This window comes from Hyphomonas sp. (assembly GCF_017792385.1).
Lineage (GTDB): Bacteria > Pseudomonadota > Alphaproteobacteria > Caulobacterales > Hyphomonadaceae > Hyphomonas.
Map to the genome: position 1 here is coordinate 1786368 of NZ_CP051230.1, position 13106 is coordinate 1799473.

Annotated in this window: 14 protein-coding genes; 5 read left to right on the plus strand and 9 right to left on the minus strand. The window is 64.7% G+C overall.

From position 1 onward, the window contains the following. Positions 1–34: 34 nt before the first annotated feature. From HF955_RS08935 to HF955_RS08960, 6 genes are all read right to left on the minus strand, one after another. The gene (locus HF955_RS08935) at positions 35–2083 is read right to left on the minus strand and encodes a hypothetical protein (RefSeq protein ID WP_291079195.1); all 2049 of its coding nucleotides are present in this window, start codon (positions 2081–2083) and stop codon (positions 35–37) included. After that, positions 2080–4938: a DUF4159 domain-containing protein gene (locus HF955_RS08940; protein ID WP_291079196.1), complete on the minus strand. Its 2859-nt coding sequence runs from the start codon at positions 4936–4938 to the stop codon at positions 2080–2082. The genes HF955_RS08935 and HF955_RS08940 overlap by 4 nt, the downstream gene beginning before the upstream one ends. Then, complete coding sequence (locus HF955_RS08945; protein ID WP_291079197.1) at positions 4935–5801, minus strand: DUF58 domain-containing protein; 867 nt, start codon at positions 5799–5801, stop codon at positions 4935–4937. The genes HF955_RS08940 and HF955_RS08945 overlap by 4 nt, the downstream gene beginning before the upstream one ends. Continuing rightward, positions 5794–6681 carry a hypothetical protein gene (locus tag HF955_RS08950; protein ID WP_291079198.1) on the minus strand — a complete coding sequence of 296 codons (888 nt, stop codon included), beginning with the start codon at positions 6679–6681 and terminating at the stop codon, positions 5794–5796. Before HF955_RS08950 ends, HF955_RS08945 begins: the two co-directional genes overlap by 8 nt. Continuing rightward, positions 6678–6935 (minus strand): hypothetical protein, encoded by a 258-nt coding sequence (locus tag HF955_RS08955; RefSeq protein WP_291079199.1) that lies wholly within the window; start codon positions 6933–6935, stop codon positions 6678–6680. The genes HF955_RS08950 and HF955_RS08955 overlap by 4 nt, the downstream gene beginning before the upstream one ends. Before the next feature lie 136 nt (positions 6936–7071). Then, the gene (locus HF955_RS08960) at positions 7072–8070 is read right to left on the minus strand and encodes a MoxR family ATPase (RefSeq protein ID WP_291079200.1); all 999 of its coding nucleotides are present in this window, start codon (positions 8068–8070) and stop codon (positions 7072–7074) included. 59 nt (positions 8071–8129) lie between these two features. Here HF955_RS08960 and HF955_RS08965 point away from each other — a divergent pair, with 59 nt between their 5' ends. From HF955_RS08965 to HF955_RS08980, 4 genes are all read left to right on the plus strand, one after another. Then, a complete protein-coding gene (locus tag HF955_RS08965; protein ID WP_036260550.1) occupies positions 8130–8732 on the plus strand; it encodes a DUF1285 domain-containing protein in 603 nt (200 codons plus the stop codon). Between the two features lie 6 nt (positions 8733–8738). Next, entirely contained in the window at positions 8739–9359 is a 621-nt protein-coding gene (locus HF955_RS08970) for a CoA pyrophosphatase (RefSeq protein WP_291079201.1), read from the plus strand. A gap of 75 nt (positions 9360–9434) precedes the next feature. Continuing rightward, positions 9435–9902 (plus strand): DUF6111 family protein, encoded by a 468-nt coding sequence (locus HF955_RS08975; protein WP_291079202.1) that lies wholly within the window; start codon positions 9435–9437, stop codon positions 9900–9902. After that, positions 9889–11109, plus strand: a complete 1221-nt coding sequence (locus HF955_RS08980) for a CCA tRNA nucleotidyltransferase (RefSeq protein WP_291079203.1) — start codon at positions 9889–9891, stop codon at positions 11107–11109. The genes HF955_RS08975 and HF955_RS08980 overlap by 14 nt, the downstream gene beginning before the upstream one ends. Here the strand turns inward: HF955_RS08980 and HF955_RS08985 are convergent. The 3 genes from HF955_RS08985 to HF955_RS08995 form a co-directional block, all read right to left on the minus strand. Continuing rightward, a complete protein-coding gene (locus HF955_RS08985; RefSeq protein WP_291079204.1) occupies positions 11090–11578 on the minus strand; it encodes a TspO/MBR family protein in 489 nt (162 codons plus the stop codon). The genes HF955_RS08980 and HF955_RS08985 overlap by 20 nt on opposite strands. A 122-nt stretch (positions 11579–11700) precedes the next feature. After that, on the minus strand, positions 11701–11907 hold the full coding sequence (locus tag HF955_RS08990) for a helix-turn-helix transcriptional regulator (protein WP_291079205.1): 207 nt from the start codon (positions 11905–11907) through the stop codon (positions 11701–11703). After that, positions 11907–12455 (minus strand): DUF2975 domain-containing protein, encoded by a 549-nt coding sequence (locus HF955_RS08995; protein ID WP_291079206.1) that lies wholly within the window; start codon positions 12453–12455, stop codon positions 11907–11909. The genes HF955_RS08990 and HF955_RS08995 overlap by 1 nt, the downstream gene beginning before the upstream one ends. A gap of 65 nt (positions 12456–12520) precedes the next feature. On the opposite strand from HF955_RS08995, the gene HF955_RS09000 reads away from it, so the two are divergent. Continuing rightward, complete coding sequence (locus HF955_RS09000) at positions 12521–13105, plus strand: hypothetical protein (RefSeq protein WP_291079207.1); 585 nt, start codon at positions 12521–12523, stop codon at positions 13103–13105. The last annotated feature ends 1 nt before the right edge of the window (position 13106 follow it).

A 13106-nucleotide genomic window follows, 5' to 3' on the forward strand; every position in this document is an offset into this window, starting at 1 on the left:
TCCCCTTGTTGTTTCCGTGTGATCCGGCGTGTGCCTACCGTCCCTCGCGCCGCCAGGCCAGCAGCAACAGGCCGATCAGGAACGCCGCCGCGATCAGCCCCGGAAGCAGCGGCTGGCTGCTCGACGAGCGCACGGCATAGGCGCCGCGTTCTCTCAGGCCCAGCCAGGTACTGCCGGCCGCATTGCCCCGCGCGCCGGTGCGGCGAATGTCCGGCAGATTTGTGCCGCTGTCATTCAGGCGGAAGACGCCGCCATCGGTCGCCTCCGCCATCGGGGCCAGTATGTCTGTCGAGGATTGGAGGTCGGCATATTCCTTCGGATTGGCCGGCCCGTTCAGCGCCACGGCTTCCAGCCCGCCGGCCTCGGCGCGGTAAAGGCCCAACTGGTCAATCGGCGCCTCGGCCACGAAACGGCCCGGCCCGTCGGCGCGCCATTGCGGCTCCAGATAGCTGCCTTCCGGCGTCTCCACGCTCAGCGGCGGCGCGGTGTCCAGCAGGGTGCGCAGCTCCACCCGCGCCGTGTCGCCTTCGGCCACCAGGCTCAGCTTGCGCTCCTCCAGTTCCGGCTCCTTCATCATCCAGTGGACAATGCGGCGGATCAGTTCGGCAAACGGCCCGCCGCCGTCATGCCCGCGCGCCCACAGCCAGATCTGGTCCGTCATCAGCATGCCGACACGGCCATCGCCAACCCGGTCGACAATCAGCACCGGCTTGCCATTCGGCCCGTTCATCAGCACGTCTCCGGCCTGGGCCTCGGCATCGATATAGCGCATCCAGCCGCCCCATTCGCGGCCCGTCAGCGGCATCGTCACGGCATGGCGCTTGCCCGGCTCGGTCAGCTGCGGCGTGTATTCGCCGGTATAGATGTCTCCGGTGGGGGAGGCCGGAAGCACCGAGGCCAGCGGCGAGCGCGCCAGGCTTCCGGGCCCGGCAAACGGCTCGCCCGCCGCAATCAGCAGCGCGCCGCCATCGGTCACATAGCGCGCCATGTTGGCCAGATAGGATTGGGTGATCACGCCGCGCCGCTCATACTGGTCGAAGATGATCAGGTCGAATTCTTCCAGTTTCTCCTCGAACAATTCCTCGGTCGGGAAGGCGATCAGCGCCAGTTCCTCTGTCGGCGTATAGTCCAGCTTGTAGGGCGGGCGGAGAATGGTGAAGTGAACAAGGTCCACCGACGGATCGGATTTCAGCAGGTCTCGCCAGACCCGCCCGGCCTGGTTCGGCTTGCCCGTCACCAGCAGAACCCGCAGCCGGTCGCGCACGCCGGACAGCGTCGTCGCCGTGCGATTGTTGGCCAGGGTCAGTTCTTCCCGGCCCGGCGGGGTTTCCACCACGATGACATTCTCGCCGCGCCGCTCGATCTCGATCGGCACCGTCGTGTCCTCGCCCGGGATCACCTCCATCCGGCGCGGCGTGCCGCCATTCACCGACAGGTCGATCTCCACGGCGCGGCCTTCGGCCAGGCCCGGATCATCCACCCGGATGACCAGTTCCGCCGTCTCGCCGACAATCCCGAAATCGGGCGCGTCGATGATGGAAATGCGCCGGTCGCCCCGGTTCGGATCGCCCACGATCAGGCCGTGCAGCGGGCCGATATGGCGCTCATCGGTTTCCGGGTCCGGAAGGTCATGCACCTGGCCGTCCGTGATCAGCACGGCCCCGGCAATGCGCTCGCGCGGAACATCGGCCATCAGGCCTTCCAGCGCGCCATAAAGGTTCGTGCCGTCTGCCCCCGGATCGCTTTCCATGACGCGCACTTCCAGGCTCGGATCGGCCTCCAGCTCGGCTGTCAGCGCGGCATAGGCGGCGGAGGCGGCGGCTTCGCGCGCGCCGAACTTCATGCTCTCGGACCGGTCCAGGATCACGGCCGCGACAGAGGGCAGGGGCTCGCGCTCTTCCCGCACCAGCGACGGATTGGACAGCGCCGCCGCCAGCAGGGTCAGCGCCAGGCCGCGCGTCAGCCAGGCCCGCCCGCGCAAGGCCGCATAGGCCAGCCAGGCCAGCGCCGCCAGCACGGCCACCGCCCACAGGGCCGGCCAGCCGAGAAAGGGCTCGAACCCGATCCGCGTCGCATCGATCATCGCGGCCCTCCATCCAGGATGTTTCCGGGCAGGCGCACAGGCGCTTCCTCCGCTGCCTCGCCATCGCCCAGTCGTTCCAGCAGGGCCGGCAAGTGCACCTGGTCATCCTTGTAGTTGCCGGTCAGCACATACATGACGAGATTGACCCCGAACCGCCGCGCCATTTCGCGCTGGGTCTCGCCGCCATCGACGGAATACAGGTCGCGGCCCTGTTCATCCACTGCCCAGGCCGAGGCCCAGTCGGCATCGCCGATGATCAAGCGCGAAACGCCGTCCCCGCGCGGCGCGCTCGCATCCCCGGCCTGTTCGATCCACAGATTGCGCTCGGCATACCGGCCGGGAAAATCGTCCAGCAGGTAAAAGGTGCGGCTCAGCACATGGCTTTCGCCCACAGTCTGCAGCGGCGGCGCATCCAGTCCTTCCAGCAGGTCCTCCAGCCGGGAGACATCGGTCTGTGTGCCAATCGTTCCGCCCGCGCGCGTGTCGATCACCAGCGCGCCGCCGGATCGGAGATAGGCGTTCAGCCGCGCAATCGCCGTTTCCGACAGGGGCCGCATCGTCTCCGGCACATTGAAATAGAGCAGCGGGTAGAGCTCCAGCGCATCGGTTTCCAGATTCACGCCATGCGGGTCGGCTGGCTCGACCGATGTGCGCAGGCGGAGGATATTGGACAGGCCGAACAGGCCCGCCCGCGTGCGCTGGTCCAGGGCCCGGTCCGGCGTTTCGATATAGGCCAGCCGCATCTCCAGCGCCGCGTCAATCTCCTTCTGCGTCGCGTCGCCGCTGGCCGGCAGGCGGATGACGTCCGGATTGGAATCGATGCGGCGATAGGTGCCGTCCGGCAGCAATTCATACTGGAAGGGCTGCGCGCTGGCCTCCGGTGCAGGAAGCCCGGCCAGCATGCCCGCGGCCAGCAGGCAGGCCGTGCTCGCTGCGCCCTTGCCGAACCGGCGCAGCCGTCCGGCCACGAACAGCGCAATGAACAAGTCCAGCGCCAGCAACAGCGCGGCCAGCGCCAGCAATGGCCCGGCCAGCCGCAGGGATCGCGCTTCGGCATCGCCCAGCAATCGCGCCGAAACCGGCCAGGTGTCGATCAGCTGCGGCCGCTTCCCGGCGCCGGCATTCAGCGCGCGGGTGCCGGCCGGCCCGCGATACAGGCCCGGCGGATGCGCTTCGGATGGCTCGGTGCCGGCAAAGTCCGTCGCCTTGAGCGGCGCGGCATTGGCCTCGGCGGCCGACAGGCGGCCATATCCGTCCAGCGTCAGATACGGCATGTAGGCGGCGTCTCCATCCGTCACGGATTCGCCGCGCCCGGCGGCAATGGACCGGCGCAGCATCTGCGAGAAGGTGCCGGAATAGGCAAGGTCAGCCCAGTCCGGCCCGGCGGTCGTGTGGAACAGGATCAGCGTACCATCGCCGCGCATGTCGGCCGTCACCAGCGGAGAGCCGTCGGCCAGCCGGGCCCAGGTCCGCGCGGCAAGATCCGGTCCCGGCCGGGCCAGAACCTGCTGGCGGATTCGCACATCCTGCGGCACGGAAAGTCCGGCAAAGGGCGAGGTGTCGGGGAAGGGCGCCATGGCCTGTGGCTCGTCCCAGGCCAGCGCGCCGCCCAGTGCGCGCGAGGATCGGCGCAGCGCCACCGGCAAGAGATCATCCCCCTGCGCGGCAAGACGCGGCCCGGCGAACCGGATCAGCGCGCCGCCTTGCTCCACCCAGGCGTTCAGCAAGTCTGCATCCTGCGGCAGGATCTGTCCCACATCGCTCAATATGATCGCATCGGGCGAAGCCGCGACGAGATTCTCGATACTGCCTTCGGAAATGGTCGCGAAGGGTTCCAGCGCCTTGCGGATATAATGCATGTCCGACAGGAGCGGCTGCGCAGCGGCGCCGGCATCGACCAGGCCCACACGCCGCGACCGGTCGGCGGAATCCCACAGCCAGACCGTTCCGGCGCCCTGTTGTCCGGTGACACTGAAGCGGGCCACCCGCGCAAGCGCGGCGGCGGGAATGGTGAACTCGGCGGTCGCTTCGGGTGCGCCATCGGCAAAGTCCAGCGGGGCGGTTGCCAGCGCCGATCCGTCAATCGTCATGGCCGAGACATAGCCGGTCGCAATGCCGCGCCTCTGGGCGCGTCTAGCTGTCACGGTCACGGAATCGGTCTGCGAGCGGATGCCGGAAATGACCACCGGTCCGGTCGGCGCAGCAGCATAGACGGTCAGCGGGGCAAGGTTTGCCAATTCGCGCGCAAAGGCTTCGCCATCGGTCCCGGCCAGCCCGTCACTGGCCCAGAAGATGCGGTCGGGCGTGAAGCCGGACGCGTTCAGCCGCGCCAGCGCATCGGCCCGATCCGGCGCCCAGGCCTGCGGACGCAGGGAGGTCAGGCGCTTGGCCATGTCTGCGCGGGACTGGCGTTCAGCCGGGTCCGGATTGAATTGCTGCGGCGCTGTCAGCAGCAAATGCACCGGCGCGTCGCGATTGCCGGTGTCCAGCGTCGCGGTTGCGGCATTGATCAGGTCCGGCCAGCGCGGCGCCGACGGCCAGCCATTGTCCACCACGATCAACAGGCTGCCGGTGCCTTCCACTGTTTCGGTCTGCGCCCCCGGCGCGTAGACCGGTTGCGACAGGCCGAGGATCGCGGCGGCAATCGCCAGCGTACGGATCAGCCAGACCCACCAGGGCGTGCGCGCCGGGGTTTCCTCCTGCGGTTCGATCCCGTCCAGCAATTGCAGCGATGGCAGTTCGGCATGGCGCGGGGTGGGCGGCGTCGCCCGCAGGATCCACCAGATCACCGGCAGCGCCGCCAGCGCGGCCAGCGCCCACGGCGCGCCAAGCAGGAAGGGGCCCAGCGCCGTCATGCCTTGGCCCCGAAGGTTTCGATCTGGGCCTTCAGCCGCGCGGCGCCTTCCAGCGAGGATTGCCCGACTGTGTGTGTCACCAGCCGCCAGCCGAACTGGGTGGCCAGTTTCCTCAGCCCGTCGCGCTGTTCGGCGAAGCGGCGTAGATAGGCGTCGCGCATGGTTTCAGCGCGGCCCAGAATGCGGTCGATGCCTGTGCCCGGCCGGCTCAGTTTCGTGCGGCCCTCAAAGGGGAAGTCTTCTTCAATCGGCGCGGCCACGGCCAGCAGAACCCCTTCAGGGCATTTGGCCGCCAACGGCGCAAGCCTTGCCTGCCATTCCGCCAGCGGAGCATAGAAATCCGATGCGAGCACCAGAGTTGCGGCGGAGCGAGGCGGAGAGGGGAAATGCCCATTCGTGCCGCGCTCAAGATCTTCCGCAAGTCGCGCAACGGCCTTCTTGCCAAAGCTGGCTGACCGGCCCGCGCCCAGCATGCCGATCCGCTCGCCATCCTTTGACATCAGAATGCCCAGCGCCAGCATCAGCAGTTGTGCTTCCTTGGCCTTGGTCCGCAGATCGCCTTCGCCCTTCCAGCGGAAGCCCGCCGCATCATCGCACCAGAACAGCACCGTGCGCGCGGTTTCCAGTTCTGTTTCGCGTACGAACAAGTCATTGCCCTTGGCAGAGCGGCGCCAGTCGACCCGGTCTGCGGCATCTTCCTGTGCATAGCGGCGATACTGCCAGAAATGCTCGCCGGTCCCGGGCCGCCTGCGCCCGGCAGAGCCGATATGCGCAGCTTCGCTGGCCTCGGCCTTGAAGTTCAGGCCGGGCAATTGCCGGGCAAGGCTCTCCGCCTCAGCGCGAAGGTCGGCGGAGCTATTCATCCAGCGCGTCCCTCAAGCATTGCCGAGCTGACCGGATAAAGGGAATGGGGAGGGGTTCTGCGGATTCAAGCTCGTTTATGAACCGGAGCTCCTCCTGTTCGCGGTCGAACGCCTCCATTGAGAATAGATCGTCCTCATCGGCTTCCTCTTCACGCTTCCCATAGAGACCATAAAACATGCTGCTGCCGACTTGGAGCGACATGACTTCTTGACATTCGGCTGTCGTCAATCCGGGTGCGATGCAGTTTGATGAGGTTTGGTAGATAGGCTGGCCATCCGCGCGCCGATAAATATATCTCTTCGAGATTTCACTCGCATACAGGAATTTCTGGCGGCAGGAGAGATCTTGAAACATCCCTGGCAATTGCGTCACTGACAGTGAACATTCGGCGGCGGCATCAACGATTTCAAATAGGTCTGCCTCGGTCTTGATGAGCTTCTTTGCGGCGCGTTTTTCTGCGGTTGTCGCACGTGAGTTTGCATCCTCGAACCTGGCAATGAGCCCCTCCTTCCAGGCAATCTCTTCCTGTAATGCACTTTCGAGGTTGTCGCCGAGACCGGGTGTCTCCAGAAAGGTTTTATGCGGACGGATATTGTTCGCGAGAGACGACGCCGCAGCGAGTTGCAGAACGTTGCAGCTCTGAGATCTCAACTCGACTTCATCTGCACCAGACTGGGGCGTGCAAATGGCGAATGCCGCGACCGCGAGCAGCAATGCGGTGAGGTGTGATCGTTGCATGAAAATCGTACCGGTTTCAGGACGCCTGCGCCCGGCCGAACCGATATGCGCAGCTTCGCTGGCCTCGGCCTTGGAGTTCAGACCGGGCAATTGCCGGGCAAGGCTCTCGGCCTCAGCGCGGAGATCAGAGGAAGGTGTCATGCAGATACCGCTTTCCCGCACGCAATTGCGTCAATGGCGAGCGTGCGCATTGGTGTGCCATTGGCATCGGCTTCAGCAAGTGCGGTGTCGGCCGCGCCCGAATAGGCCCGCATGAGCGCGGATGTACGCTGGGCAAGTTCGTCTTCATCTATCGTATCATCTCGCAGCAATTCATTGTGACTGGCTATCACGGCTTTCCGCAGTTCGGTGCTGCCTTCATCGTCAGCATCTTCCAGCATCGCGATTGCTGCCATGTGTGTGACCAGGCAAGAATCGAAATTCGTAGATGCAGCCGACGGTGCTTGCTGCGAACAGGCCACAAGGCATGCGGCGGTGACGGCGAGGCTGGATACGTGTTGAAGTTCGCGGGCGAGTGTCATTCCGGGAACGCTAGCCAACCTTCCGGGCAAGGTCATTGATCAGATCGGTCAGGCCGGGCGCCTCGCCCGTCGGGTCATAGCGCATCGCCATACGGTGGCCGAGGCACGGTTCGGCCAGTGCCTCGACATCCTCGATGCTGGGTGCAAGACGACCGCGCAACAGCGCACGGCTCCGCGCGGCCAGCATCAGGGCCTGGCCCGCGCGCGGGGAAGGGCCCCAATCCACCAGCCGCTTCACGCGCTCGTCGCTCGTCTGCTCCGGCCGTGCCTCGCGCACAAGGCCAAGGATCGCCGAGACGATCTTCTCGCCCACCGGCATCCGCCGCACGAGCCCCTGCAGCGCGATCAGCCGCTCGGCATCCAGCGCGGGGCGAACGGTGTTGTCATCCCCGGTCGTGGTCTCGATCAGGATGCGACGCTCGGTGTCGAGATCAGGATAATTCACGTCCACTTTCAGCAGGAACCGGTCCAGCTGCGCTTCCGGCAGAGGGTAGGTGCCTTCCTGCTCGATCGGGTTCTGGGTTGCCAGAACATGGAAGGGGGCGGGCAGATCATGGCGCACGCCGGCAACGGTCACATGCCGTTCCTGCATGGCCTGAAGCAGGGCAGACTGGGTGCGCGGGCTGGCACGGTTGATCTCGTCGGCCATCAGCAGCTGGGTGAAGATCGGCCCTTTCAGGAAGCGGAAGGTGCGTTGGCCGCTCGGGCTTTCGTCCAGCACTTCAGACCCGATGATATCCGACGGCATCAGATCCGGTGTGAACTGGATGCGTTGATTGGCCAGGCCCAGCGCCGTGCCCATCGCTTCGACCAGGCGTGTCTTGGCGAGGCCGGGCGCGCCGATCAGCAGCGCATGTCCCCCGGCCAGAACGGCCGCCAGGGACAGTTCCACCACACGGTCCTGGCCGAACACCGCCTTGGCGATCTCGGTCTTTACCTGTGCCAGCGTCTCGGCGGCGGCTTCGGCTTCGGCCACGATTGCATCACTTACCTGGTCAGTATCGGCCATCAAAAGGGCGCCTCCGGCTTTTCGTCCTGAATAAACAAACCTATGTCTAAGGCCGGATCATGGCGGAGCAAAATGTGAATTCCAGTGCCCCAACCACAATCAGTCTTGAGGAAACGCTTAAAGCGATCCTTCCCGATGGCAAGGTGGAGGGCAGCTTGCCGCCCGTGCATTTGTGGAATCCTGACAGGTCGGCCGATATCGACATGGAAATCCGCGCCGATGGCAGCTGGTGGCATGAAGGCGGGCGCATAAACCGGGAAAAGCTGGTCAAGCTGTTCTCTCGCATCCTGAGACAGGATCCGGACGGTTCGACCTGGCTGGTCACGCCTTATGAGAAGGTGATCGTCCATGTCGAGGATGCGCCCTTCCTTGCCGTGCGGGTCGAGCGGGCAGGGGAGCCCGGGCCGCAACAGACGCTGGCCTTCGTGACCAATCTGGGCGATGTGACCCTGGCAGGGCCGGACGCGCCGCTGCGCGTCGAAACCGATCCTGACACCGGAGAGCCTGCCCCCTATGTGCGTGTGCGCGGACAGCTGGATGCCAAACTTGCACGGCCGGTCTTCTACGAACTGGCTGACCTTGCCGAACCCGCGCCGGACGGGTCCGACATGCTGGGCGTATGGAGCCAGGGGTGTTTCTTTCCGCTCGGCCCGGCGGCCTGATACGGCATGAGCTGGAACGGGCTTGAAGATTTCGTGCAGCGGGTCACCGACCGGCTTGACCCGCCCAAGGGGCCGGGGCGGCTGGAAGAATATGGCGATCTCGATTTCCTGACGCCTCAGGACATGGCGGCAATCCGCGCCGCGGCCGTTCTGATCGGCGTCATTCCCCGCAAGTCAGGCCCGACCGCCTTGCTCACCCTGCGCCCGGATACGATGGCAACCCATGCCGGACAGGTCGCGTTCCCGGGCGGGAAAGTCGATCCGGAAGATGTGGACGCCGTGGCCGCTGCCCTGCGGGAGGCCGAGGAGGAGGTTGGCGTGTGCCCGTCAGAGGTTGATGTGCTCGGCTGCGGCGCCCCCTATGTCACGGGCACGATGTTCCGGATCATACCGGTGGTTGGCCTGTTGCCGGCAGATTTCGAGCCGTCGCCGGACCCGACCGAAGTGGCCGATGTGTTCGAAACCCCGCTCGATTTCCTGATGAACATTGCCAACCACCAGGTCGGCAGTGCGGTCTACAAGGGACGGGAGCGGAAATTCTACGAGATGCCGCATGGCGGCTTTCGCATCTGGGGCGTGACCGCCGGCATCATCCGGAAACTGTACCACACACTCTACGATGATTGATCCGGGCGGGTTTTCGGGCTTTGTTCGACGGGTCGGCGCCTTATCTAGGGTGTAGCAACAGGAGGGATTGCCGTTTTGGCCGGACGTATCGCCTTTGAGATTTTCATCTTCTCGATTCCGTTCATCGTGTTCGGTCTCTACCTGCTGGCAACCTCCAGCGCGGAGCAGGAAGGTCGGCGCAAATGGCCGATCAACATCCTGTTCCTGTGCGGCATCGCGCTGGCCACTCTGGCCTGGTTCATTCTGATCCTGATGGAGCCGAAGGAGCGCGACATCTGCCACGAACCGGCCCGGCTGGAGAATGGCAAGCTGATCCCGGCGCGGGACTATCCCTGCGAACATGATGTCACCAATGTCGGCGTCCCGCGCGAGCGCGACAGCGTGCGCTCTGCCCGCGGGGCCACCGGGCCGGGCACCGAGATTCATGATTCCCGCGAGATCCGGGCAACCGCGCCGGACACCAGCGGCGCCGGCCGCACGGAGGAGGCGGACCCGGACCCTGATGCGCCAGACACTGCGGCGCCGGACGATGACTCGAACTGACCGCATTTCCGCGCCCTGGCTGGACTGGCCCGGCACGCGTGCGGTCATGGCCGCGCTGGAGGCGGCGCGGCCAGGCGGGGCGCGCTTCGTCGGCGGATGCGTGCGAAACCCGCTGCGCGGTGTGGAAACGGATGACATCGACATTGCGACGCAACTGAAACCGGATGAAACGCTTTCAGCCCTGTCTGATGCGGGCATTCGCGCCATTCCCACCGGGATCGAGCACGGCACGATCACGGCCATTGTCGACAGCCGCCCGTTCGAGATCACCAGTCTGCGCCGGGATGTCGAGACCGACGGGCGCCGCGCCGTGGTCGCCTTCACCGAGGATTGGGCCGAGGACGCCCAGCGCCGGGATTTCCGCCTGAACGCCATCTATGCCGCGCCGGATGGCCGGTTGCATGAAATCGTGCCCGGCTCGATCGAGGATGCCATTGAAGGCCGGGTGATCTTCATCGGGGATGCCGATCAGCGTCTGCGCGAGGATTATCTGCGCATTCTGCGCTTCTTCCGTTTCAATGCCTGGTATGGCGCAGGCTTGGATGGCGAAGGTCTGGCAGCCTGCGAGCGCCAGAAGGACGGGCTCGCGAAGATCGCAGCAGAACGAATCTGGAAGGAATTGAAACGCCTGATGGAAGCGCCAGACCCGTCCGAAGCCCTGATGGCGATGGAAGACACTGGTGTGATGACGGCCGTCCTGCCGGGGGCGAGCGCGTCGGAACTGCCATCTCTGGTCGCCATAGAGCAGGGGGCCGGTCTCGCACCGGACCCGCTGCGGCGGCTGATGGCCATGGTGCCCCGCCGGCCAAGGGATGTGCAGTACATGACAGCGCATCTGCGGCTGTCCAATGCCGAAGCCGGACGGCTCGCCCAGTGGGCTGCGCCTGCGCTGACGCATGTTCTCGGACTGCCGGAAAAGGCCTTGCGCGGTCTGTTCTACCGCCACGGCGCAGAGGCTGTTCTGGATCGCGCGCTGATCGAGGCGGCCCAGGGGCCCGGAGCGGACGCGTTCGAGGCCGTCCTTCGCGCGGCGGAGGACTGGCAGCGGCCATCATTTCCGATCGGCGGCGAGGATGCGCTGGCGGCGGGGCTCAAGGGTCCGGGCATCGGAGACCGATTGCGCGCACTGGAAGAGGACTGGATCGCCTCGGATTTCACGCTCGGGCGCGGTGAATTGCTGGCGCGGCTCAGTTCGCGAACAGAATGAAGGCGTTCAGATACCCGGCGAAACTGATCCAGGCGAGATAGGGCAGCTGGAGCAATGCGGCGAGATGCGAATAGCGCCAGAAATCCTGCATCATCGCGATGATCAGCAGCCACAGGGCGACCAGGATGCCGAGGGCCAGCGACACGTCCTGCAGGCCGAAAAAGGCAAGGCTCCAGCCGGCATTGAAAGCCAGCATCGTATAGTAGAGCCCCAGCGGGCTGATCGCCCGTTCAAAGGAGCCCGCCCGTTCCAGCACCAGCATGGCGCCGGCCGCCATCAGGACAAACAGGATTGGCCAGACCAGGGCAAACAGGATGTCTGGCGGCGTCAGAAAGGGCTTGTGGAGTGCGGCATACCAGGGATCGGCGCTGCCGCCGGATATCACTGCTCCTGCTGCGGCGGCTGTCACCGTCGCGAGCAGGAGCAGTATCCCTGCCCCCCAGGGAAAGGCTTTCGCGTTTGCGACCATCGACCATGCTTATACCTCTGAATGAAGTTTTCGTCATTTCCGAAACGTTAATCCGGGGCTCACTGCCCTGTTCGTCATCGTTTTTTCGGGAGACTGCCCAATTTCCGGACGCACGTTCGGTGTCAGTCCTCGTCGCGGTCGAGAATGTCGCCGGGCTTGCAGTCGAGCACCGCGCAGATCTTGTCCAGGGTTTCGAACCGCACGCCTTTCACCCGGCCCTGTCGCAATTGCGACAGGTTCTGCTCCGAGATGCCGATCGCGGCGGCGAGTTCCTTGGACTTCATCTTGCGCAATGCAAGCATGACATCGAGGCGGACAATGATCGCCATCAGACGAACTGCTCGTTCTCAAGGGCAATATCGGTTGCCTGCGTCAGGATCTGTCCGATGATCAGGATGATGGCGCCGATCAGCAAAAGCACGACCTGCATGGAATTGACCGCAATGGTCAGCGCCCGGCGATCCTCGCCATTGTCGAATGTGAGACCCAGCACCATCAAGGTCGGCATGACCAGCTGTATGGCGGCGAACAGGAAAATCATCAGGCCAAGAAACCGGACGGCGCGCACGGCAATGGGGCCAAACACCTTTCCGGTCTGGAACACGCTGAACACTCGGGCCGCGCCCAGCAGGATCAGGACAAGACTGAAATAGCTGATGGTTGCCAGCGTCTGAAGCAGGAGTTTCTTGCCCGCCGAATAGGCCACATCTTCCCGCACCTGCGGTTGCAGGCCGGCCCAGACCGCATCGAGGATCGCGGATACGGCGTCGGTCGTGAAATAGAAAATGATGATCAGGCCGGTGGCTGCCAAGGCCAGCCATTTCATGGAGCGGCAGATCAGGCGGGTGCGGCCCGGAAGGCGAATGGAAGGAGTCATGTTCACTCTTGTCATTAGAAAATTCATGTTTTACATGAATTTATTATCGAACAAAAGGTATTCTCATGATCGTGTCGACCGCAAGAGGTTTTCTCATCTCGTTGGGCTTGGCCGCTCTGGTCGCCTGTACCAGTGTGCCGGTCGCGAGCTTGCCGAAGCTCGCCGCGCTGGACCCGGTTGCGATGGATGCCAGCCAGATTGAGGTCGCCGTACGCGCGCCGGACGATTACGACCTGCCGGAAGACGGGGCCACGCTTGTCCTGACCGTTTGGCAGGAGGAGGGGGATCGCACACGAGAGGAGCTGTTTCATCTCAAGCCGGTTCCCGGGGGTCTCACGGCGTTTCTCACCAAGCGTTCGAAGGCCGGGTTTGCGTTTCACCGGTTGCGGATCGATCCGAAAGACGCCCCGCGCATGGACGAGTTCCGCGCCCATATGCTCAGCCTGAAGGATACGCCGGGGCAGAAGAGCCTCTCCGTCAGCGTGACGACAAGACCGTGCCTGAAGCCGGGCGCAAACCCGTTCAAGGATCCGCGCATCGCCATCTATTTGCGTCCGACACGGGAAGACGATTATTTCACCCTCGTGAAGGAACGGTCTGTTCCGATCGAGCTACCGGACGGCGACGCGCGCTATTGCCAAACCGGCTGAG

Bases quoted from the DNA above. Each gene is read 5' to 3' on its own strand.
- HF955_RS08935 (WP_291079195.1), bottom strand. From the start codon at position 2,083: ATGATCGATGCGACGCGGATCGGGTTCGAGCCCTTTCTCGGCTGGCCG.
- HF955_RS08940 (WP_291079196.1), bottom strand. From the start codon at position 4,938: ATGACGGCGCTGGGCCCCTTCCTGCTTGGCGCGCCGTGGGCGCTGGCC.
- HF955_RS08945 (WP_291079197.1), bottom strand. From the start codon at position 5,801: ATGAATAGCTCCGCCGACCTTCGCGCTGAGGCGGAGAGCCTTGCCCGG.
- HF955_RS08950 (WP_291079198.1), bottom strand. From the start codon at position 6,681: ATGACACCTTCCTCTGATCTCCGCGCTGAGGCCGAGAGCCTTGCCCGG.
- HF955_RS08955 (WP_291079199.1), bottom strand. From the start codon at position 6,935: ATGGCAGCAATCGCGATGCTGGAAGATGCTGACGATGAAGGCAGCACC.
- HF955_RS08960 (WP_291079200.1), bottom strand. From the start codon at position 8,070: ATGGCCGATACTGACCAGGTAAGTGATGCAATCGTGGCCGAAGCCGAA.
- HF955_RS08965 (WP_036260550.1), top strand. From the start codon at position 8,130: ATGGCGGAGCAAAATGTGAATTCCAGTGCCCCAACCACAATCAGTCTT.
- HF955_RS08970 (WP_291079201.1), top strand. From the start codon at position 8,739: ATGAGCTGGAACGGGCTTGAAGATTTCGTGCAGCGGGTCACCGACCGG.
- HF955_RS08980 (WP_291079203.1), top strand. From the start codon at position 9,889: ATGACTCGAACTGACCGCATTTCCGCGCCCTGGCTGGACTGGCCCGGC.
- HF955_RS08985 (WP_291079204.1), bottom strand. From the start codon at position 11,578: ATGGTCGCAAACGCGAAAGCCTTTCCCTGGGGGGCAGGGATACTGCTC.
- HF955_RS08990 (WP_291079205.1), bottom strand. From the start codon at position 11,907: ATGGCGATCATTGTCCGCCTCGATGTCATGCTTGCATTGCGCAAGATG.
- HF955_RS08995 (WP_291079206.1), bottom strand. From the start codon at position 12,455: ATGACTCCTTCCATTCGCCTTCCGGGCCGCACCCGCCTGATCTGCCGC.
- HF955_RS09000 (WP_291079207.1), top strand. From the start codon at position 12,521: ATGATCGTGTCGACCGCAAGAGGTTTTCTCATCTCGTTGGGCTTGGCC.